Origin of the sequence: Bacillus pinisoli, from assembly GCF_023036475.1 — a bacterium.
Classification (GTDB): Bacteria; Bacillota; Bacilli; order Bacillales; family SA4; genus Bacillus_BS; species Bacillus_BS pinisoli.
This window is the reverse complement of record NZ_JAJQKI010000002.1, coordinates 372,451-393,993: the sequence shown is the minus strand read 5'-3', so window position 1 is coordinate 393,993 and position 21,543 is coordinate 372,451. Positions and strand designations below refer to the sequence as shown.

Sequence of the window (21,543 nt, the reverse complement as noted above, 5' to 3'; positions counted from 1 at the left end):
TTTTATGAACTTACAATCAATATTATCTACATTACATTTGTATACGTATCAATCAAATGAAAATCCCGAAATCTCTTCAGTCGAAATGGATTCGAGGGAAGTGAAACCAGGGAGCTTGTTTATTTGTATAAAAGGTTACACAGTAGATGGTCATGACTACGCTGAACAAGCAGTGAAAAAAGGGGCTGTTGCAATTATTGCTGAAGAAGCAATAGATGTGAAGGTTCCAGTTGTACTAGTTCCTGATTCAAAACGTGCAATGGCAGTAGTCGCTAATTATTTTTATGACTATCCAACTCATAAGCTTCAGCTAATAGGTGTGACGGGGACTAATGGTAAAACTTCAACTACACATATGATTGAAAGAATGATGCAGGCTCACGATAAGAAAACGGGTCTAATTGGAACCATACATACAAAGATTGGGAACCAAGTGTTTGAAACAAAGAATACTACGCCTGAATCCTTAACTTTACAAAAAATGTTTTCCAACATGCATCAAGCAGAGGTAGATACTGCTATTATGGAAGTTTCTTCTCATGCATTAGACTTGGGAAGGGTGCATGGCTGTGATTTTGATATTGCAGTGTTCACTAACTTGACGCAAGATCACTTGGATTACCATGAAACAATGACGGAATACCAACGAGTAAAGGGGTTATTATTTGCTCAATTAGGTAATACCTTTCATCCTACACGCAAGAAATTTGCCATCTTAAATGCGGATGACTTAGCTTCAAACGAATATAAGAGAAGTACTGCAGCGCATATCATCACGTATGGAATTAAGACAGATAGTGATGTGATGGCTAAGCATATTAAAATGACTAATACGGGTACAGAATTCACGTTAGAGGTTGGGAATGAATCGTATCAGGTTCATGTACAATTAGTTGGACTTTTTAGTGTGTATAATGTATTAGCAGCTGTTTCAGCATGTATTGCAGCACGGGTTCCTATGAATACCATTTTATCTACCCTAGAAAAGCTTGAGGGAGTGCCAGGTAGGTTTGAGTTAGTTCACGCTGGTCAGGAGTTTGCAGTAGTTGTAGATTATGCACATACACCAGATAGTTTAGAAAATGCAATTAAAACGGTCAAAGAATTTGCCAAAGGTACGGTTTACACGATTGTTGGATGCGGTGGAGACCGTGACAAAATGAAACGTCCTCTAATGGCAGCTATTGCAGCTAATTTGTCTGATATTGCTATCTTTACTTCGGATAATCCAAGGTCTGAAAATCCTATTCAGATTGTAAAAGACATGGAAGCAGGTGTGAAGGATCACTCAACGTATCACTCCATTATTGACCGTGAAGAAGCAATTGCTTATGCAATTGAAAAAGCAAAAGATGGGGATGTCATCTTAATAGCTGGAAAAGGACATGAAACTTATCAGGACCTGGGTCATGAAGTTGTTGATTTTGATGATAGAGAAGTTTCAAAGAGGTTAATAAAGGAGAGATTAAAAGGATGTTAACATTGGCAGATGTGTTGAAGGAGTGTCCTCTTCAAAGAGGGGTATCCCTTGAGGAGATTGGTTTTAAGATTGTCTATCTCGATCCAACTCTTTCTGTTGATAAGGGGTTATTTGTTCCGTTACTACCTGATGAAAAGATGAATAGTAATCATCTAAAAACAGCTTTAAATAACGGTGCAATAGCTTCTTTGTGGAATAAGGAGCATGCACTACCTTCCTTCCTGCCAACTCATTTCCCTGTATTTCTAGTAGAGGATCCATGTGAATCATTAGAAATAATCGTAAAGAACTATATACATTCATTTGTTTTGAAAGGAACTAATACTGTGGACACCAAATTCTCATTTTCAATGATTAATAAACATATAGATGAAAATATGTCATATTCTAGACATGTAAGTGACAAAATCTCAGAACTGAAGGAAAATATGGAAGCTATTACTCCAAAGCAATCTTTTGACATGAAAGGAGGAGAGGAAGAATGATTGAACAAGTTATTTTATTTACAATTATCATCGCTTTTTTAATATCTGTTCTTCTTTCTCCCATTTTTATTCCCTTTTTAAGAAGACTTAAATTTGGTCAAAGTATTAGAGAAGAAGGGCCCAAATCCCACCAGAAGAAATCAGGTACTCCTACAATGGGAGGATTAATGATCTTAGCATCTATTATCATCACAACTTTAATAGTTGCTTTTCAATTCTCAACTCCATCTATTGAAATATTCTTGCTATTATTTGTAACAATCGGTTACGGTATACTAGGATTTCTTGATGATTATATTAAGGTAGCGATGAAGAGGAATCTTGGCTTAACATCAAAGCAAAAACTGATCGGTCAAATTGTAATAGCCATTATTTTCTTTATCATCTTTATCCAATATGACTTTTCTACAGTTGTAGGAATACCAGGAACAGACTTGTCATACGACCTTGGTTGGTTTTATGTTGTTTTCCTTATTTTTATGCTTGTTGGAGGCTCAAACGCAGTTAACCTTACAGACGGGTTAGATGGTTTACTTGCTGGAACTGCCGCTATTGCATTTGGTGCATTCGCAGTACTTGCATGGAGTCAGGGACAAATTAATATTTCAATATTTTCACTTGCTGTTGTAGGTGCGGTGTTAGGTTTTCTAGTATTTAATGCTCATCCAGCGAAGGTGTTTATGGGAGACACTGGTTCACTAGCACTAGGAGGGGCCATTGCAACAATCGCCATTTTAACTAAGCTTGAGCTTTTATTAGTGATTATTGGTGGGGTATTTGTTCTTGAAACTTTATCTGTTATTATTCAGGTTATATCCTTTAAAACAACTGGCAAAAGAGTGTTTAAGATGAGTCCGCTTCATCACCATTATGAATTAGTAGGTTGGTCTGAATGGAGAGTAGTCGTGACATTCTGGGCTGTTGGATTGATTTTTTCTGTGATTGGAATTTATATTGAGGTGTGGATGTAATTGAAAAACATACAAGTGTATACAAATCAAAATGTGTTAGTACTTGGCTTAGCAAAGAGCGGATTAGCTGCAGCTAAGCTTCTTCATCAATTGGGGGCTAATGTCACTGTTAATGATGGAAAGCCACTAGAAGAAAATGAGTCAGCCCAGTCTCTACAAGAATTAGGGATTCGGGTTATTTGTGGTGAACATCCTTTAGAGTTGGTCAATTCAACTCTTTTTGCCGTTGTGAAGAATCCAGGAATTCCTTATACCAATGCTTTAGTTCAAAAGGCAATGTCACTAAATATACCGGTCTTAACGGAAATTGAATTAGCCTATCAAATATCTGAAGCACCATTTGTTGGAATAACCGGATCTAACGGAAAGACAACGACAACTACGTTAATTTTTGAAATGCTCTTAACGGGTAATAAACATCCTCTTATTGCTGGGAATATTGGGACGGTAGCCTGTGAAGTCGCTCAAGAAGCCACTTCTGAACATACAATTGTGACAGAGCTATCTTCTTTTCAGTTATTAGGTGTTCAAGCGTTTAAACCAAAAATATCAGTGTTTTTAAATCTTTTTGAGGCACATTTAGATTACCATGGTACGAAAGATGAGTATGGAAAGGCGAAAGCAAATATATTTAGACAACAAACAGCAGGGGATTATTTAGTATTAAATGCTGATGACAAAGAAGTTTGCCGTCTTGCTTCATCAACTCAGGCGAACAAGATGTTCTTTTCAACAAAACAATTACTACCTGAAGGTGCAAGTGTAGAAGATGGATATGTTCAATTCTTAGGTGAAAAAATAATTAATATTGAGGAGATTGCTCTTCCTGGGGAGCATAATCTAGAAAATATTTTAGCTGCTGTTTCGGTAGCGAAATTATTACACGTCGATAATGAGGCCATTATAAATGTGTTAAAAACATTTACAGGAGTAAAACATCGGTTACAGTTTGTTACTTCCATTAATAACCGCTTATTCTACAATGATTCAAAAGCAACGAATATATTAGCAACAACGAAGGCACTTTCTTCCTTCAACCAACCTACAATTTTATTAGCGGGAGGACTTGATAGGGGAAATGAGTTTGATGAGCTAAAGCCATATCTAAAACATGTAAAAGCACTAGTTACATTCGGGCAAACAGCAGAAAAATTATCAAGAATTGCAAAAGAAGCAGGGATTAAATCTATTGAATTTGTCGATAATGTGGAACATGCAGTGCCTGTTGCTTATAAGCTTTCTGAACCTAATGATGTCATATTGTTATCTCCAGCATGTGCAAGCTGGGACCAATATAAAACATTTGAGGTGAGAGGAGACATTTTTGTGGAGGCAGTGCATAGACTGAAGTAAGGGCTTGGCCAGATGTAATGAACTTGCCATAAAACCTCGCCCTTAATTTTAGGACATGAGGTGATCCACTTGCCGACAAAGAAATCAACACCTGATTTTTTACTAGTAGTACTTACACTATTACTCTTAGCAATAGGGATGATAATGGTTTACAGTGCAAGTGCTGCTTGGGCAACCTATAAATTTGATGGGGATTCCTTCTTCTTTGCAAAGCGGCAATTACTCTTTGCAGGACTTGGAGTCGTCGCCATGTTTTTCATTATGAATATTGATTATTGGACATGGCGTACATGGTCTAAAGTTGCTCTTATTATTTGTTTTATTTTATTAGTACTCGTATTAATACCAGGGATCGGCCTAGTACGTGGTGGAGCGAGAAGTTGGATTGGTGTGGGTGCATTTTCAATTCAACCGTCTGAATTTATGAAATTAGCCATGATTGCCTTCTTGGCCAAATTTTTATCAGAAAATCAGAAAAAGATAACTTCTTTAAAGCAAGGATTAATTCCTTCATTAGCTCTAGTATTCTTTGCATTCGGGATGATTATGCTTCAGCCTGATCTTGGAACTGGAACAGTTATGGTAGGAACATGTATGGTTATGATTTTCGTTGCAGGTGGAAGAATTAGCCATTTTGTTGGTCTCGGCCTTATAGGGGTGGCTGGGTTTGTTGCACTCATCTTATCTGCACCATACCGAATTAAACGTATCACATCATTTCTTGACCCATGGCAGGATCCACTAGGTAGTGGGTTCCAAATCATACAATCACTATATGCAATTGGGCCAGGCGGATTATTAGGGCTAGGCTTAGGGAAAAGCCGACAAAAATTCTTTTATTTACCTGAACCCCAGACGGATTTTATCTTTGCTATCTTAGCAGAAGAACTTGGATTTATTGGTGGCTCTCTTGTAATCTTATTATTTGCTTTATTATTATGGCGAGGTGTAAGAATTGCACTAGGAGCTCCGGACCTATTTGGAAGTTTCTTAGCAATAGGTATTATCTCAATGATTGCTATACAAGTTTTTATTAACATAGGCGTTGTAATAGGTTTAATGCCGGTTACCGGGATTACATTACCGTTCTTAAGTTACGGTGGTTCATCTCTAACACTTATGCTAATGGCCGTTGGTGTATTATTAAATATTAGTAGGTATGCTCGGTACTAAAATAAGCTTTAAACAATTGCATTGTTAAAGTACAGAGTACCAGAGCCAACAATAATATATCAGATAGTAAAAAAGAGCTTAATAACCTAACCAAAAAATTATACGCGCTAAAAAATGTTATTTCTGATATGATAAGTGGTAACCCTGTTTTTAAGTGAACAGGGTTTTATCTATGTAAATGGAGGGAGAAATATGAAAGTGATGATCAGCGGTGGGGGAACAGGAGGTCATATTTATCCAGCCCTTGCATTAATAAATGAAATCAAAAAAAAGGAGCCAAAAGCATCTTTTTTATACGTAGGTACTGAAACGGGATTAGAAAAAAGTATTGTCGAAAAAGCAGGGATTCCATTTACATCTATTAACATTACTGGATTTAAAAGAAAGCTCTCCTTAGATAATGTGAAAACCATTATGAGATTTGTTACTGGGGTTCATAAAAGTAAACAACTAATCAAAGATTTTAAGCCAGATGTTGTGATTGGTACAGGTGGGTATGTTTGTGGGCCTGTCGTATATGCCGCAGCTAAGTTGAATGTGCCAACCATTATTCATGAACAAAACAGTGTTCCAGGACTAACAAACAAGTTTTTGAGTAGATATGTTAGTAAGATTGCCATTTGCTTTAGTGAGGCAGGTTCTTACTTCCCTTCTAACAAGGTTGTATTTACGGGGAACCCGAGAGCGACAGAAGTAGTTCAAAATCAAAAAATAGATAAGAGTACATTAGGGCTAGATCCGACTAAAAAAACGGTTCTTATTGTGGGAGGTAGTCGTGGGGCACGGCCAATAAACGATGCTTGTATCCGTGCATTACCAGATTTTAAAAAACAAAATTATGAAGTTTTATATATTACTGGTGAAATACATTATGATAAAGTAAGGGAGGAGATTTCTAAGGCTGGAAATCCTTCAAATGTAATGGTTAAGCCATTTGTTCATAATATGCCAGATATACTTAAAAATATTGACTTAATTGTTGCTAGAGCAGGGGCAACAACATTGGCTGAAATTACGGCTTTAGGAGTTCCTAGTATACTTATTCCGAGTCCTTATGTTACAAATAATCATCAAGAGAAAAATGCAAGATCCTTAGTGCAAAATGGAGCAGCAAAGCTTATTATAGAATCAGAATTAACGAACGAAACACTAGTGAATGAGATTAATGAAATTATCCTAAACCCAATCCAGTGGAAGAAAATGAGAGATAATACATTATCACTTGGTATACCTGATGCAGCTGAAAAACTATACCAATTGATAAAACAGTTGGAAAAGTAGTAGTTATAAAATTCATTATGACACTTGCCTAGTGAACGGCATACTATAAGTAAAGACTGTGTTTCATCTATAATTTTATAAAAATTAAGTCCAATCTTACTATATCGTGCTTTAAAAACTCTTTAGATAAGTAGTGGAGTTGTAAGATAAAGAGAATGGTTTTTTTGTTAGGAGGTCAACATGGAACAATTAGCGAACTTACTTCGTCAAGCAAATGTCGGGAAAGTCATGTTAGGTGAAAATTTAGCCCAACATACAACAATGAAAATAGGTGGTCCGGCTGACTTATTTGTCGAGCCGTCATCAGTAGAAGGTCTTGAATATACGATAAAATTAATAAAAGAGCATGGAGTAAAGTGGAGAGCAATCGGAAGAGGCTCCAATCTGCTGGTTTCAGACCATGGTATTGAAGGAGTAGTTATTAAGCTCGGAGAAGGATTAGACGCTCTTGAAATGAATGGCTCTGAAATAACTGTCGGAGGAGGCTATCCGTTAGTAAAGCTTGCTACTGTTATTTCAAGAAAGGGCTTATCTGGTTTAGAGTTTGCAGCAGGGATACCTGGGTCACTTGGTGGGGCTGTCTACATGAACGCAGGTGCACATCGTTCTGATATGTCCAAAATCTTAAAAAAAGCGTATGTTCTATTTGAGGATGGCAGTTTTGAATGGCTATCTAATGATGAGATGAAGTTCTCCTACCGTACATCGATTCTTCAAAAAGAACGTCCAGGTATATGTGTTCAAGCGGTTCTGGAATTAGAAGAAGGCATAACGGAAGAAATAAAAGCAGAGCTTCAAAAAAATAAAGATTACCGCCGTGAGACACAACCATGGAATTTCCCTTGTGCAGGTAGTATATTTAGGAATCCACTTCCAGATTATGCTGGTCAACTCATTGAAAAGGCAGGTTTAAAAGGCTATCAAGTTGGTGGTGCACAAGTATCAGAAATGCATGCAAATTTTATTGTTAACAAAGAAAATGCAACGGCAGAAGATGTATTAAATTTAATCCGACATATTCAAGTTGAAATTAAGCAAAAATTCAATGTAGATCTGCATACAGAAGTTGAAATAATTGGTCGAAAATAATCCACTATTTGGTTATATTGTGATATAATTTAAGCACGATGAGTTCTATATGCAATCATAGAAACGGCATGGTAATCGTGCCGTTTCTATTCAGTTAGATAATAAAAAAGTAGCCTGTTAGATTTTAGAAGTATACCAAATTGAGATAGATGGACAAGCCTTCTTAACTAGAGGTTTGGGGCCCATTAGTACTCTAACTTTAAAAAAGTTCAAATACTACTTGATATGTTCAGTTAAATAACCTAGTAGGACAGGCAATCACAGCCACGAAGAAGTAAAAAATTTTAATACGGGTGGATTATTATATGGAGAAAGGAAAAGTCCTTACACTTGAAGATCGAATTCCAAAGTTAAAGCAACAAAGAAGACAAAAAGCAAATCGACGACTTATTATCTCAGTGTCATTCTTTTTTCTCCTCATCATCGGTATTCTCTATCTTCAATCTCCTCTTAGTCATATTGCAAACATAAAGGTTGAGGGGAATGTTCATGTCACAACGAAAGAGATCATTAGTTTGTCAGGTATTTCTAATCGGACAAGCTTCTGGAATATTAAAGAAGAGACAGCTGTAACTAAAATTAAGAAAAACAAGCAAATTAAAGAGGCTGTAATAAAAAGGGCATTCCCTAATACGGTCACTATAACAGTTAGTGAAATGAAACGTGTAGCATATGCAATGACTGAAGGTGAAATTGTCCCCATCTTAGAAGATGGAAATGTGTTGGACTCTAAAGATAAGTCGTTATTACACTTCGATGCACCTATCCTCCTAAACTGGGGGACAGGAAATGAACTACAAGAAATGGCTTCAGAATTGGCCAAGTTATCTCCGGCAATTTCAAACTCCATCTCTGAAATTCATCACACACCCAAGGATTCAGATCCATTTTATATTACTTTATATATGAATGATGGACGCGAAGTACGTGCCACCATTACAGATTTTGCTAAGAAAATGAGTGCCTATCCTGCAATCGTAAATCAGCTAGATCCGAGTTTAAAGGGTATTATTCATATGGAAGTTGCATACTATTTCGAGTCCTATGAAAAACCCATGGAAGAACAGGATAAAGAGGAAGAAGTGAACGAAGATGAAAGTGAAGGGTAATCATTTAATTCTCTCCATTGTTTGTGTTGTACTAGGCTTTATGATTTCTTTTTCCTACCAGTTTACGAAAAGTGAAAATAAGGAGTCGAGCCGATTAACGAATAGACAATGGGAAAGAGAGTTTGAATATCGAAATACACTTATTAAACAGGAAGAGTTAAATCGAAATCTTCAACAAGAGCTATTTGAACGTCAAGAAAAGGTGAGAAAGATAGAGGAAGATTTAGCGAATCAAGAACAAAATTTGTTTAATCTTGTAGAGGATGTTGAGAAGCTCAGAATGTATGTAGGAGAAATTGCGGTACAAGGTAAAGGAATACAAGTTACATTAGAAGATGCCTCATATGTACCTTCTAAAGCTAACGTAAATAACTATATTGTTCATGAGGGCCATCTACAAAAAGTGATTAACGAGTTGTTAATCTCAGGCGCAGATGCTATAGCTATTAATGGTCAACGAATCTTTCATGATTCATATATTTCTTGTATTGGACCAGTTGTAAGTGTGGATGGAACGCAACATCCGGCACCTTTTGTCATCAGTGCCATTGGGGATTCAGAAGTATTAAACGCTGCTCTCAATTTAACAGGCGGTGTAAAGGATCAACTGTTAAATGACAATATAAATGTAAAAATTGCAAAACAGGAACAAATTTTACTAGAACCTAAGCTTGGCACACAATAGGACATAGTTACTCGTTAGAAATAAATAGCATTCCATACTATTGTAAATAGTTAGATGCAAAGTAAAGAAATTTACAAATAGAGCCTCAGTAAAATGAAAGGTGGTTCTCGTGCAAAATAGAAGTAAATATGTTTTTTCACTAATCGCATTACTAGTTGGCTTAATGCTCGCCATCCAATTCCAAACTACGAACGAACCAGTTGTACGAGATACAAGAGATGCATGGGAGTTACGAGAAGCAATCAATCAAGAATTAGAAGTGCAATCCAAGCTAATTCAAGAAATAAGAAAATACGAAGAAGCAATTGAGAAATATGAATCTGAAATCGAGCAAAGCAAGGAACTAGCTTTAAAAAATACTCTTCAAGTACTAAAAGAGGAAGCTGGGCTCACTGACATAAGTGGACAAGGACTCCTGATTACAATTGAAAATATGTTTGATGAACCCATTATTGGTCAATCACAACCACAAGTTTCTGCAGAATTACTCAGAAGACTTATTAATGAGTTAAATATCAATGGTGCTGAAGAGATTGCCATTGCTGAACAAAGATACTTAAATACTTCACCGATACGTGATGTAAACGGATATACGACGATTAATAATTTTCGTCTGTCTCGTGTTCCCATTGAAGTTAAAGTGTTAAGTAGTGACCCTCAAAGACTATATAATAGAATGTTAGCATCAGAATCTATCCAATTTGAGTTTGAGATTGAAGGTCTTACATTAAATATCTCTTCACCAGTAAATCACATAACCATTCCTGCCTACGACCAGCCCATTCGACTTAAACACACAGAACCTGTAACTAAAGAAAAGGAGGGATCGTGATATGTGGCTTCCAATTGTTGGATTGTTGGTAGGGATTGTGCTTGGATTGTTTTCAGAGATTCGAGTGCCGGATGAATACTCTAATTATTTATCAATTGCAGTACTTGCTTCATTAGATACTCTTTTCGGGGGAATACGGGCTCATCTTCAAAATTTATACGATGAAAAGGTGTTTGTGTCAGGTTTCTTCTTTAATATTATTTTAGCTGCAAGTTTAGCTTTTCTTGGTGTCCATCTTGGTGTAGACTTGTATTTGGCTGCTGTATTTGCCTTTGGAGTGAGATTATTCCAAAACATTGCAGTAATTCGCCGAATTGTTATCTCAAAATGGTCTATATCTAGGGAAAAATCATAAAAAAATTTGATTTACAAAAAGGGAAAACATAGAATTTGTTGAATATTTCCCTTATGGATAAAAAATTGGCTATGTTAAAGTACAATTTGCGCCAGTATTTCTGAATAATAAAAATTTGTTGTTCGTAAAAGTAAGGATTATAGAGAATGTAAGATCATGAAGGAGGTGCCAGAGAATGAACAACAATGAAATCTTTGTGAGTCTTGACATCGGTACATCCAATGTGAAGGTTATTATTGGGGAAATGTTAAATGATAATCTGAACATAATAGGTGTGGGGAATGTAAAATCAGAAGGTTTACGAAAAGGTACAATCGTTGATATAGATGAAACGGTTCATTCTATTAAAAAGGCAATTGAACAAGCTGAACGGATGGTTGGCGTTGCAATTAATCGTGTTGTAGTTGGTGTAGCTGGGAATCATATACAGCTTCAAGCTTGTCACGGTGTAGTGGCCGTATCAAGTGAAAACCGAGAAATTACAAATGATGATATTCTTCGTGTAATAGATGCTGCGCAAGTAATTTCTATTCCACCAGAAAGAGAAATTATTGATGTTATTCCAAGACAGTTTATTGTCGACGGATTAGATGAAATTAATGATCCGCGTGGTATGATTGGTGTACGTCTTGAAATGGAAGGTACAATTATTACTGGTTCTAAAACTGTATTACATAATTTATTACGCTGTGTAGAGCGTGCAGGTTTAGAAATTACAGATATTTGCCTACAACCATTGGCTGCTGGCTCGATTGCTCTATCTAAAGATGAAAAGAACCTTGGTGTCGCTCTAATTGATATTGGTGGAGGATCTACGAACGTTTCTGTATTTGAACAAGGTATTCTACGTTCAACTACTGTTATTCCAGTAGGAGGCGAGCATATTACAAAGGATTTATCTATTGGCCTACGAACATCTACTGAAGATGCAGAGAAGGTTAAAACGAAATATGGACATGCCTTTTATGATCATGCTTCAGATGAAGAAGTATTTAGTGTTCCTATTATCGGAAGTGACCAACACCAACAGTTTAGTCAATTAGAGATTTCTGATATTATTGAGGCAAGACTAGAGGAAATCTTAGAACTAGTGCAACAAGAACTTAAGAAGTTTGGTGTTAGAGAGCTTCCGGGAGGATTTGTACTAACGGGTGGAGTAGTTGCAATGCCGGGTGTATTGGAGTTATCCCAATTAGTTCTGCGTAGTAATGTACGCATTGCAATTCCGGATTACATTGGAGTTCGTGAACCACAGTATACAACTGGAGTTGGCTTAATTCAATTTGCATATAAAAATGCAAAGCTTCAAGGTAAGAAAATTGGATCTACTGTAGTAGTGGAAACTGCAGAAAAGAAGGCAGTTAAAAGTCAGCCGGTAAAAAAGCAAAAAGTAGAAGAAGAAAAAATACAAAATAAAATGAAAAAATTCTTTGGTTATTTCTTCGAATAATAAATAAGAAATAATCCCTTGATGTTACGGGCATGCTCCCACATTTTGTGGGCTCTCACTTGTCGCGTGGAACGGAAAAAGGAATATGGTATATTAGGAGGACCTACTAATGTTGGAGTTTGATACAAATTTAGATCAATTGGCTACAATAAAGGTTATTGGTGTAGGAGGTGGCGGTAATAATGCCGTTAACCGAATGATTGAACACGGTGTTCAAGGCGTCGACTTTATCGCTGTTAATACAGATGCCCAAGCTTTAAACCTTTCAAAAGCTGAAGTGAAAATGCAAATTGGTGGTAAGCTTACTAGAGGTCTAGGCGCTGGAGCTAATCCTGAAGTTGGTAAAAAGGCAGCTGAAGAAAGTAGAGAGCAGCTAGAAGAAGTGCTGAAGGGTGCCGACATGGTATTCGTTACAGCAGGTATGGGTGGAGGTACCGGTACTGGTGCTGCACCTGTAATCGCACAAATTGCCCGTGAAATTGGTGCGTTAACTGTGGGGGTTGTGACAAGACCGTTTACATTTGAAGGTAGAAAACGCTCCACTCAAGCTACTGGTGGAATTGAGGCAATGAAAGAAGCTGTTGATACATTAATTGTTATTCCAAATGATCGTTTACTAGAAATAGTGGACAAGAATACACCAATGCTTGAAGCTTTTAGAGAAGCGGACAATGTATTACGCCAAGGTGTACAAGGTATTTCGGATCTTATTGCAACTCCAGGTCTTATTAATCTTGACTTTGCCGATGTTAAAACGATCATGTCTAATAAAGGTTCTGCCTTAATGGGTATTGGAGTTTCTACTGGGGAAAACCGTGCAGCCGAAGCGGCTAAGCGTGCGATCTCTAGTCCTCTATTAGAAAAATCAATTGATGGGGCTCAAGGTGTTCTTATGAACATCACAGGTGGTTCTAATCTAAGTCTATATGAAGTACAAGAGGCTGCTGATATTGTAGCTTCAGCTTCTGACCAAGATGTAAATATGATTTTCGGTTCGGTTATCAATGATAACTTGAAGGACGAAATTATCGTAACCGTCATTGCAACTGGTTTTGAATATAATGTTTCAGAACCAAGACCAGCGCGTTCTGTCATCCAACCAAATAAACAACAACAACAAACTTCTCCGACGATGAAGAGAGAAGTTAGTCGTGAAGAAGTACCAACACAGCAAAACTCCGAGGATACGTTGGATATCCCTACTTTCTTAAGAAACCGAAATCGTCGTAGATAAGTTAAAAATATATACAAAACAAAAAGAGGCGATCCTTTTGGATCGTCTCTTTTGTTTTGCTTATGGCACCCCCAAAATTTTTGAAGTAGAAGAAACTATTCAATTGAGAGCTTTAGGTATTTGACAAAATATGAACAAATCTTTCAAAATTTATACACTCTCATCGGCATAAACTGACAGACTTCCAACTAGAATATATATATACTAGTTTTTACATAGGGAATAGATTGAAAGTTTCTATTTCATAGATTAATTTGTAAAGGTTGTGCTAGCTTGACAGTTTATTTAGATGCGATCTGGTTGTTGAATTTTGGAATTGACGCATCATTGTTACTGTTAACTGCGATATTCCTTAAACGCAAGATTAGTAAATTACGTTTAATATGTGGTGCACTAATAGGTTCGTCAATTGTTTTATTCATCATTACCCCTTATTTTGCTATCATGGGTCATCCTATTGTCAAGCTACTATATTCAGTGGTCATGGTATTTATGACATTTGGTTTTAAGCGCTTCCGTTATTTTTTTCAAGCATTACTCACCTTTTACTTTTCAACATTCCTATTGGGAGGGGGGATGCTCGGCGTACATTATTTTTTAAGTACGGAGCTGGTCATCTTTGATGGACTTGTTGCAACTAAGTCAACTGGCTTTGGTAGTCCTATTAGCTGGTCATTTGTTGTAATTGGTTTCCCAGTTCTCTGGTATTTCTCAAAAAATAGATTAAAAGATATGGAGGTAAAACAGATCCAATACGATCAGCTGGTTGATGTCTCCATTACTATAGAAGAACACAGCATTTCTCTTAGGGGGCTAGTTGATAGTGGAAATCAATTATCCGATCCAATAACAAAGTCTCCTGTCATGATTGTCGATGTAGAAAAAGTAAAAGGCTTTTTACCCATTGAGGTCATTGAAAAGTCAGTGGGAATAGACTCCTTTTCAACATTAGAGTCTAATCACCCTTGGGAGTCACGATTAAGGATTATTCCGTATCGAGGTGTAGGGCAACAAAATGAGTTCTTAATTGCTATAAAACCTGACTTAGTTCGTGTCATAAAAAGAGAAGAAGTTAATTATGTGAAAAAGGTGTTAATAGGAATTAGTCACTCCACATTATCATCTGATGACGAATTTGATTGTATTATACATCCTAAAATGTTGCTGCAATCATCTATACAATCTGCATAAGAGGAGGAGTATCATGAGACATTGGAAGATCCGTTTAACGGTTTGGTGGTATAAGCTTTTAATTAAATTAGGAATTAAGACCGATGAGATCTATTATATAGGTGGAAGCGAAGCACTACCTCCACCCTTAACAAAAGAAGAGGAGGAAGTGTTACTAAAAAAACTCCCACAGGGTGATAAAGCAACTAGATCCATCTTAATTGAGAGAAACTTACGCTTAGTCGTCTATATAGCACGAAAGTTTGAAAATACCGGAATAAATATTGAGGATTTAATTAGTATTGGAACAATTGGACTTATTAAGGCCGTGAATACATTTAACCCTGAAAAGAAAATTAAACTTGCTACATATGCATCACGTTGTATTGAGAACGAAATTTTGATGTACCTCAGAAGAAACAATAAGATTCGTTCAGAAGTATCGTTTGATGAGCCGTTAAATATTGACTGGGATGGTAATGAACTCTTGCTATCAGATGTTTTGGGGACTGAGGAGGACATTATTACAAAAGATCTTGAGGCAAACGTAGAAAAAAAGTTATTAATTAAGGCCTTGCATCAATTAAATGATCGAGAAAAACAAATCATGGAATTAAGGTTTGGGTTAATTGGCGGTGAAGAAAAAACACAGAAAGATGTCGCGGACATGCTGGGAATTTCACAATCCTATATTTCACGACTTGAGAAAAGAATTATTAAAAGATTACGTAAAGAATTCAATAAAATGGTATAAATAGAAAAATTTTTAAAGTGGACAAATAGTAAGCCACATCAAGCATTTAGCGATCATTTTCGTTACTTTTACGTTATATTCAGTATTTGTCAAGTGCATAAATTTCCCTTCAAAGGAGATACTTTACTTTGTACAGCACTCCCGTTAGGAGGGAAAGAATTGACTCGAAATAAAGTAGAAATTTGTGGTGTGGACACTTCTAAACTTCCAGTACTTAAGAATGATGAGATGCGAGAGCTATTCAAGAAAATGCAAAGTGGCGAAATCTGGGCAAGAGAAAAGCTTGTGAATGGAAATTTACGTCTTGTGCTAAGCGTCATCCAGCGGTTTAATAATAGAGGAGAATATGTTGATGACCTATTTCAAGTTGGTTGTATTGGACTAATGAAATCAATCGACAATTTCGATTTAAGTCAAAATGTAAAATTTTCAACATATGCTGTACCGATGATCATCGGAGAGATTCGACGTTATCTACGAGACAATAATCCAATTCGTGTATCAAGATCTTTGCGAGATATTGCCTATAAAGCATTACAGGTTCGTGAAAGACTAATGAGTGAAACATCAAGGGAACCGACTGCGGCAGAAATTGCAAAAGAACTTGATGTTCCTCATGAAGAAATTGTCTTTGCATTAGATGCCATTCAAGATCCTGTTTCACTGTTTGAGCCTATCTATAATGATGGGGGAGACCCTATTTATGTCATGGACCAACTAAGTGATGAAAAAAATAAGGATATTCAATGGATTGAAGAGATAGCGTTAAAAGAAGGAATGAGACGTTTAAATGATCGTGAAAAGCTCATCCTGCGTAAACGCTTCTTTCAAGGTAAAACCCAGATGGAAGTCGCAGAAGAAATTGGAATCTCACAAGCTCAAGTATCTCGATTAGAAAAAGCAGCAATCAGACAAATGAATAAAAACATACAATCTTAAGAACTGTCTTGTTGACAGTTCTTTTTTTAACCTAAAACTTAAAAGATAGCCTCTGTTAAAACTTGTTGTTGATTTTCGTTCCAGGACACTCGCTTTCCGTGGGCGAGTCCGGGAGCCTCCTCGGCGAAAACCGTGCCTGTGGGGTCTCCCGCGACCCGCTCTCCCACAGGAGTCTCGCGTCCTTCCACTTCAATCAACTCTGCTAATAATCAACACTGTACTTTAACACAGCTAAAAGATAAAAAGTTTAGGAACTAGACCGATTTAGAATCAAGAAGTCACTTAAACACCATGTGGGACCCTGGAGTCTTACATCATTCACTTTTACCAACTGTGCAGGATTTCAACATATTTCTTTACCGAGCTATTAGTTTTAAGAATGATTACCTTTCCTCTTAACATATAAATGAAATATGGAACTGTGAAAGACCAATTCGTTTTCCTTAGAGAGGATGAGGTTGAATGGTAAAAATATCTGATTTTCAAGTGAAGGATGTTGTGAATGTTGCGGATGGTAAAAAATTAGGAAATATAGATGATTTAGAGATTAATACAACAACAGGAAAAATTGATGCTATTATTATTTCAACTGGAACCAGAATGATGGGGTTGTTTGGAAGAGGGGAAGATGTCATTATACCTTGGCGAAATATAGTGAAAATTGGTGCAGATGTCATACTAGTTCGATTTTATCAATCTGGTGAAGATTATAATGAATCCTCAAACTAGTCACTATTACTTACGGTTGCTATCATAATAATCTTAAAGGCCGTTTTTGTACTTAGTAGTACAGGATCCGGTGCTCTAAATAGAGAGAGTCGAGCCTTTTTATTTCAAAAAGCGACACCTAATAAAAATGCAATACCCCTCTCATCGTCATTTATGATAGAATAGTGTCGAAGGGATATTTTCCCTTCCAGGAATGTCAGACGGCTAAGGAGGCTTAAAATGGAGCCTTTACATTTAGTACAGGATGAATATTTATGTATTGTCCCTTGGAAAAACATGTTTCCAACTATTACAGCGGGATTTACAACAAAAAATCGTGGCTATAGCCAAGAACCATTTTCTACGCTTAATTTAGGTTTACATGTAAATGATTCTAAGGACCATGTTATACAAAATAGAGGAAGACTTGCTGGACTACTTCATTTTCCTTTAGAAGATTGGGTATGTTCTGAACAGGTACATGACCATCATATAAAAAAGGTAACAAAAGCTGACCGAGGTAAAGGTGTCATGAAGTATGAAGAGGGAATTCCATGTACAGATGGAGTATATACATCAGAAGCAAATATTTTACTTACTTCTGTATATGCGGATTGTGTCCCTCTTTACTTCATCGAACCTTCAAGGGGGCTTATTGGTTTAGCACATGCAGGCTGGAAGGGCACAGTGAGAGAAATTGCAAGTCGTATGGTAAGATGTTGGGTAGAAGAAGAAGGAGTTCAGGCTGAGAATATCCATGTATGTATAGGACCATCCATCTTAAACTGCTGTTATGTTGTTGATGATTATGTGATTAACGAGGTGAAAAAAGTGCTCGATGATCAGGATGTCCTACCTTTTATCGAGATTTCTCCTGGTCAATACTCGCTTAACTTGGCTAAGCTAAATCAACAAATTCTACTGAAGGCAGGCGTTCAAGAGGAAAATATCATCATGAGTTCAAGATGTACCTCTTGTGAAGATCAACTGTTTTTCTCCCATCGTAGAGATCGTGGAAAAACGGGTAGAATGATGAGTTTTATCGGTTATAAGGAGGATTGAAGAACTTTTGCCAGTACAAGAGAATGTAGCAAACATCTTGCATAAAATTGAACAAGCATGTTCAAAGGTCAATCGGAATCCGGAAGAAATACATTTAATTGCTGTGACAAAATATGTAACAGTAGAGCAAGCAAAAGAAGCTATTCAAGCTGGGATTTCGCATATTGGAGAAAACCGAGATGAAGGTTTACTTGAGAAAAAAGCTCAACTAGGCTCAGAGCCTAACTGGCACTTTATTGGCAGCCTTCAAACTCGTAAAGTTAAGAACATCATAAATGAAGTTGATTACATACATTCTTTAGACCGTATATCATTAGCGGCAGAAATTAATAAGCGCTCTGATGCGCCAGTAAAGTGTTTTGTTCAAGTAAACACATCTGGAGAAGAATCAAAGCATGGTTTAACCCCTAATGAAGTCACTGATTTTGTTAAAGAGCTGATGGATTATAAGAACATTGAAGTTGTTGGTCTTATGACAATGGCACCGAATACAGAACAAACCGAAGTCATTCGAGAATGTTTTGTGAAATTGAGAGAGTTAAGAAATGATGTACAAGCATTACAACTTCCAAACGCAAGTTGTAAAGAGTTATCAATGGGTATGTCTAATGATTATGAGATTGCAATTGAAGAAGGAGCAACCTTTATTCGAATTGGTACTTCCATATTTGCATAAGGCTTTTCTCGTTTAGAATAATGCTTTACATTTTAAGACATCTGATTTTTAATGACCTATAGAGACGATAGGAGGATACAAAGTGAGTGTAAAATCAAAGTTTAAGAACTTTTTTGCTCTAGATGATGAATATGATTATAATGATTATGAACAATCCGTTGAGGAAGAGGAAATGGTTGTGTCAAGATCTGCAAAGCACCAACCGACTACAAAACAAAATGTAGTAAGCCTACAAAGCGTTCCGAAGAATTCTTCTAAAATGGTATTATTTGAGCCAAGGACATATTCAGAAGCACAAGAAATAGCTGACCATTTAAAGAATAGAAGATCAGTTGTCATAAATTTACAACGTATTTCACATGACCAAGCAATTCGAATTGTTGACTTCTTAAGTGGTACCGTTTATGCCGTAGGTGGCGATATACAAAAAGTAGGGGCGAATATCTTTTTATGTACCCCAGATAATGTTGATGTATCAGGTAGCATTTCTAGTGACAACTATGAAGAAGACATGACAGAGAAGAGGTGGTAAATTGAATACTTTATTGCAAATTTTGTTGTATGCCCTAACTATTTATTCCTATGGTCTAATTATTTATATTTTACTTTCTTGGTTCCCAAATGCCAAACAAAGTGGATTTGGCCAATTTCTAGCTAAAATTTGTGAGCCTTATTTAGAGCCATTTAGACGAATTATTCCTCCGCTGGGAATGATTGATATCTCACCTATTGTTGCTATTTTCTTATTGAATTTTGCGCAAAGAGGATTAGTATCTTTATTCCAATTTTTAGGTCTTATTTAAGGTGAACTTTATTAGAACCGCACTAAAAGATGACTTTCTATAAACAGTCAGGAACGAATGCAGTGAATGTAATCTCAAATAAAGTAATGTAGTATGAGGGGAATCTTCTATAGGTTCCCCTTTATTGTTAAGCAACTATTAGCGAATGGAGAGAAAGTAATGACGATCTACCAGCATTTTAGGCCTGAAGAACATGCGTTCATAGATCAGGTTTTAGAATGGAAAGAGTTAGTTATGTCTAATTATAGCCCTAAGTTATCAGACTTTTTAGATCCAAGGGAACAGCATATAGTGAAAAGTGTAATTGGACAGAACCAAGATGTTCAGGTTCAATTTTTGGGAGGGTCTGACCAACTAGAAAGACAACGAGCGCTTTTCTATCCAGACTATTATGTACCAGAATTAATTGACTTTCAGTTAAAACTATTTGAGGTTGAATATCCTCATAAATTTGTAACCATTGAGCATCCACAAGTCTTAGGTTCACTTATGTCATTAGGGCTAAAACGAGCTAAGTATGGTGACATTCTATTCGACAATGAACGGGTTCAAATTATTGTTGCTAAAGAAGTTGCAGATTTCATACAAATGAACTTACATTCTATCGGCAGAGCTAAAGTTACGTTGATAGAAAAAGAGTTCACAGCTCTTCTTCCCGTTGTAGAGGAATGGAAAGAGGAGTTTTGTACAGCATCATCACTTCGGTTAGATGTTCTAATTGCAGAAGCATATAATCTATCAAGGTCAAAAGCTTCTCCACTTATTAAGGGGGGAGTTGTAAAGGTTAATTGGAAGCAGGTAGAAGAAACCTCTTTTGAATGTAGAGAGGGAGACATGTTGTCTGTAAGGGGATTCGGAAGGTGTAAAATAATTGAAATAGAAGGGAAGACAAAAAGAGATAAATATAGATTAAAATTAGGTAAAGCCAAATAGCAAAAAGTTTGTTAAAATAGAAGGAAATAGAGGTAAAATTGTCGAATTAAGAAAAAAATTGTATAAATGAGAACGTGGAGGTGGCCAGAGTGCCTTTAACACCATTGGATATTCATAATAAGGAATTCTCTAGAGGGTTTCGCGGATACGATGAAGATGAAGTAAATGAATTTCTTGACCAGGTAATTAAAGACTATGAGTTAGTAATTCGTGAAAAGAAGGAATTAGAAGAAAAGGTCATTGAGTTAAAAGAAAAAGTTGGACATTTCTCTAACATTGAAGAGACACTTAACAAATCAATTCTTATTGCTCAAGAAACAGCAGAAGAAGTAAAAAGAAACGCTACTAAAGAGGCTAAATTAATAGTCAAAGAAGCAGAGAAAAATGCAGACCGTATCATTAATGAATCACTTGTAAAGGCTAGAAAAGTCACAATTGAAATTGATGAGCTTAAAAAACAATCTAAAGTTTTCCGAAACAGATTCAGAATGCTCATCCAAGCTCAATTAGACTTGATTGAAAATGATGATTGGGATCACCTAATGGAACTTAATAAGGAAATTAAGGTTCCATCAGCAGAACTTGATTCAGAAGATTAGGTCTTGACGAAATAAAGATAATTACATATAATTCATTAACAAACAATGTCTGATAATGGATTTGACTATGATAGGGACAGTAATTTCTTTTTGTAAACTGTTTTAGCGATTCGGGGATGGTGGGAGCCCGTTACAGGAAAAAGAATGAAGATCACCCTTGAGTCCCAAGCTGAACAATAGTAAGCATTGGCGAATCATTCTCGTTACGAATGTAGAGTGGACTGTTCAATACCAAAACATTAAGTAATGGTTTGGAATCAGTCTATAAGGGTGGTACCGCGAGACCTTCTCGTCCCTTTTGGGATAGAGGGTCTTTTTTGCGTTTTCTTAACGTTACTAATCATTTACTTTTAACAATTCTACATTTTGGACATGATGAAACTATTAAAAATTGGAGGAAAG

Annotated in this window: 23 protein-coding genes and 1 other annotated feature; all 23 genes read left to right on the top strand. The window is 36.4% G+C overall.

The window, feature by feature from the left end; all coding sequences use genetic code 11:
* Positions 1–4: 4 nt before the first annotated feature.
* The 23 genes from LT143_RS04375 (at position 5) to LT143_RS04265 (ending at position 21,141) form a co-directional block, all read left to right on the top strand.
* Positions 5–1,480 carry a UDP-N-acetylmuramoyl-L-alanyl-D-glutamate--2,6-diaminopimelate ligase gene (locus tag LT143_RS04375; RefSeq protein WP_246940194.1) on the top strand — a complete coding sequence of 492 codons (1,476 nt, stop codon included), beginning with the start codon at positions 5–7 and terminating at the stop codon, positions 1,478–1,480.
* Positions 1,474–1,965: a hypothetical protein gene (locus LT143_RS04370; RefSeq protein WP_246940191.1), complete on the top strand. Its 492-nt coding sequence runs from the start codon at positions 1,474–1,476 to the stop codon at positions 1,963–1,965. The genes LT143_RS04375 and LT143_RS04370 overlap by 7 nt, the downstream gene beginning before the upstream one ends.
* The gene (gene mraY / locus LT143_RS04365; RefSeq protein WP_246940187.1) at positions 1,962–2,936 is read left to right on the top strand and encodes a phospho-N-acetylmuramoyl-pentapeptide-transferase; all 975 of its coding nucleotides are present in this window, start codon (positions 1,962–1,964) and stop codon (positions 2,934–2,936) included. The genes LT143_RS04370 and mraY overlap by 4 nt, the downstream gene beginning before the upstream one ends.
* On the top strand, positions 2,937–4,289 hold the full coding sequence (gene murD / locus LT143_RS04360; RefSeq protein ID WP_246940184.1) for a UDP-N-acetylmuramoyl-L-alanine--D-glutamate ligase: 1,353 nt from the start codon (positions 2,937–2,939) through the stop codon (positions 4,287–4,289). It abuts the gene before it with no gap.
* A 69-nt stretch (positions 4,290–4,358) separates the two neighbouring features.
* Positions 4,359–5,462, top strand: a complete 1,104-nt coding sequence (gene spoVE, locus LT143_RS04355; RefSeq protein WP_246940182.1) for a stage V sporulation protein E — start codon at positions 4,359–4,361, stop codon at positions 5,460–5,462.
* Between the two features lie 192 nt (positions 5,463–5,654).
* Positions 5,655–6,743 (top strand): undecaprenyldiphospho-muramoylpentapeptide beta-N-acetylglucosaminyltransferase, encoded by a 1,089-nt coding sequence (murG, locus tag LT143_RS04350; RefSeq protein WP_246940180.1) that lies wholly within the window; start codon positions 5,655–5,657, stop codon positions 6,741–6,743.
* 180 nt (positions 6,744–6,923) lie between these two features.
* Complete coding sequence (gene murB, locus LT143_RS04345; RefSeq protein ID WP_246940178.1) at positions 6,924–7,832, top strand: UDP-N-acetylmuramate dehydrogenase; 909 nt, start codon at positions 6,924–6,926, stop codon at positions 7,830–7,832.
* Positions 7,833–8,137: 305 nt separating this feature from the next.
* Entirely contained in the window at positions 8,138–8,941 is an 804-nt protein-coding gene (locus tag LT143_RS04340) for a cell division protein FtsQ/DivIB (protein ID WP_246940176.1), read from the top strand.
* Positions 8,925–9,626, top strand: a complete 702-nt coding sequence (locus LT143_RS04335) for a DUF881 domain-containing protein (protein WP_246940173.1) — start codon at positions 8,925–8,927, stop codon at positions 9,624–9,626. The genes LT143_RS04340 and LT143_RS04335 overlap by 17 nt, the downstream gene beginning before the upstream one ends.
* 109 nt (positions 9,627–9,735) lie before the next feature.
* Complete coding sequence (locus LT143_RS04330; RefSeq protein WP_246940171.1) at positions 9,736–10,458, top strand: DUF881 domain-containing protein; 723 nt, start codon at positions 9,736–9,738, stop codon at positions 10,456–10,458.
* Position 10,459: 1 nt separating this feature from the next.
* On the top strand, positions 10,460–10,813 hold the full coding sequence (locus tag LT143_RS04325; protein ID WP_246940168.1) for a small basic family protein: 354 nt from the start codon (positions 10,460–10,462) through the stop codon (positions 10,811–10,813).
* Between the two features lie 175 nt (positions 10,814–10,988).
* Positions 10,989–12,263, top strand: a complete 1,275-nt coding sequence (gene ftsA, locus LT143_RS04320; RefSeq protein WP_246940165.1) for a cell division protein FtsA — start codon at positions 10,989–10,991, stop codon at positions 12,261–12,263.
* A 109-nt stretch (positions 12,264–12,372) separates the two neighbouring features.
* Complete coding sequence (gene ftsZ / locus LT143_RS04315) at positions 12,373–13,497, top strand: cell division protein FtsZ (RefSeq protein WP_246940162.1); 1,125 nt, start codon at positions 12,373–12,375, stop codon at positions 13,495–13,497.
* Positions 13,498–13,770: 273 nt separating this feature from the next.
* Entirely contained in the window at positions 13,771–14,688 is a 918-nt protein-coding gene (gene spoIIGA / locus LT143_RS04310; RefSeq protein ID WP_246940157.1) for a sigma-E processing peptidase SpoIIGA, read from the top strand.
* A gap of 13 nt (positions 14,689–14,701) precedes the next feature.
* Entirely contained in the window at positions 14,702–15,421 is a 720-nt protein-coding gene (sigE, locus tag LT143_RS04305) for an RNA polymerase sporulation sigma factor SigE (protein WP_246940155.1), read from the top strand.
* Positions 15,422–15,580: 159 nt separating this feature from the next.
* A complete protein-coding gene (gene sigG / locus LT143_RS04300; protein ID WP_246940153.1) occupies positions 15,581–16,360 on the top strand; it encodes an RNA polymerase sporulation sigma factor SigG in 780 nt (259 codons plus the stop codon).
* A 462-nt stretch (positions 16,361–16,822) separates the two neighbouring features.
* Complete coding sequence (locus LT143_RS04295) at positions 16,823–17,089, top strand: YlmC/YmxH family sporulation protein (RefSeq protein WP_246940151.1); 267 nt, start codon at positions 16,823–16,825, stop codon at positions 17,087–17,089.
* A 219-nt stretch (positions 17,090–17,308) separates the two neighbouring features.
* Positions 17,309–18,130, top strand: a complete 822-nt coding sequence (gene pgeF / locus LT143_RS04290) for a peptidoglycan editing factor PgeF (RefSeq protein ID WP_246940149.1) — start codon at positions 17,309–17,311, stop codon at positions 18,128–18,130.
* A 7-nt stretch (positions 18,131–18,137) separates the two neighbouring features.
* Entirely contained in the window at positions 18,138–18,806 is a 669-nt protein-coding gene (locus LT143_RS04285; protein ID WP_246940146.1) for a YggS family pyridoxal phosphate-dependent enzyme, read from the top strand.
* 82 nt (positions 18,807–18,888) lie between these two features.
* The gene (locus LT143_RS04280; RefSeq protein WP_246940143.1) at positions 18,889–19,338 is read left to right on the top strand and encodes a cell division protein SepF; all 450 of its coding nucleotides are present in this window, start codon (positions 18,889–18,891) and stop codon (positions 19,336–19,338) included.
* Between the two features lies 1 nt (position 19,339).
* Positions 19,340–19,609 carry a YggT family protein gene (locus tag LT143_RS04275; RefSeq protein ID WP_246940141.1) on the top strand — a complete coding sequence of 90 codons (270 nt, stop codon included), beginning with the start codon at positions 19,340–19,342 and terminating at the stop codon, positions 19,607–19,609.
* Positions 19,610–19,768: 159 nt separating this feature from the next.
* Positions 19,769–20,542 carry a YlmH family RNA-binding protein gene (locus LT143_RS04270; protein WP_246940138.1) on the top strand — a complete coding sequence of 258 codons (774 nt, stop codon included), beginning with the start codon at positions 19,769–19,771 and terminating at the stop codon, positions 20,540–20,542.
* An 89-nt stretch (positions 20,543–20,631) separates the two neighbouring features.
* A complete protein-coding gene (locus LT143_RS04265; RefSeq protein ID WP_246940136.1) occupies positions 20,632–21,141 on the top strand; it encodes a DivIVA domain-containing protein in 510 nt (169 codons plus the stop codon).
* 58 nt (positions 21,142–21,199) lie between these two features.
* Positions 21,200–21,441, top strand: a binding site (T-box leader).
* Positions 21,442–21,543: the final 102 nt, after the last annotated feature.

Bases quoted from the DNA above. Each gene is read 5' to 3' on its own strand.
- LT143_RS04295 (WP_246940151.1), top strand. From the start codon at position 16,823: ATGGTAAAAATATCTGATTTTCAAGTGAAGGATGTTGTGAATGTTGCG.
- LT143_RS04335 (WP_246940173.1), top strand. From the start codon at position 8,925: ATGAAAGTGAAGGGTAATCATTTAATTCTCTCCATTGTTTGTGTTGTA.
- mraY (WP_246940187.1), top strand. From the start codon at position 1,962: ATGATTGAACAAGTTATTTTATTTACAATTATCATCGCTTTTTTAATA.
- sigE (WP_246940155.1), top strand. From the start codon at position 14,702: ATGAGACATTGGAAGATCCGTTTAACGGTTTGGTGGTATAAGCTTTTA.
- pgeF (WP_246940149.1), top strand. From the start codon at position 17,309: ATGGAGCCTTTACATTTAGTACAGGATGAATATTTATGTATTGTCCCT.
- LT143_RS04375 (WP_246940194.1), top strand. From the start codon at position 5: ATGAACTTACAATCAATATTATCTACATTACATTTGTATACGTATCAA.
- LT143_RS04270 (WP_246940138.1), top strand. From the start codon at position 19,769: ATGACGATCTACCAGCATTTTAGGCCTGAAGAACATGCGTTCATAGAT.
- ftsA (WP_246940165.1), top strand. From the start codon at position 10,989: ATGAACAACAATGAAATCTTTGTGAGTCTTGACATCGGTACATCCAAT.
- murG (WP_246940180.1), top strand. From the start codon at position 5,655: ATGAAAGTGATGATCAGCGGTGGGGGAACAGGAGGTCATATTTATCCA.
- ftsZ (WP_246940162.1), top strand. From the start codon at position 12,373: ATGTTGGAGTTTGATACAAATTTAGATCAATTGGCTACAATAAAGGTT.
- LT143_RS04340 (WP_246940176.1), top strand. From the start codon at position 8,138: ATGGAGAAAGGAAAAGTCCTTACACTTGAAGATCGAATTCCAAAGTTA.
- LT143_RS04370 (WP_246940191.1), top strand. From the start codon at position 1,474: ATGTTAACATTGGCAGATGTGTTGAAGGAGTGTCCTCTTCAAAGAGGG.
- murB (WP_246940178.1), top strand. From the start codon at position 6,924: ATGGAACAATTAGCGAACTTACTTCGTCAAGCAAATGTCGGGAAAGTC.
- LT143_RS04325 (WP_246940168.1), top strand. From the start codon at position 10,460: ATGTGGCTTCCAATTGTTGGATTGTTGGTAGGGATTGTGCTTGGATTG.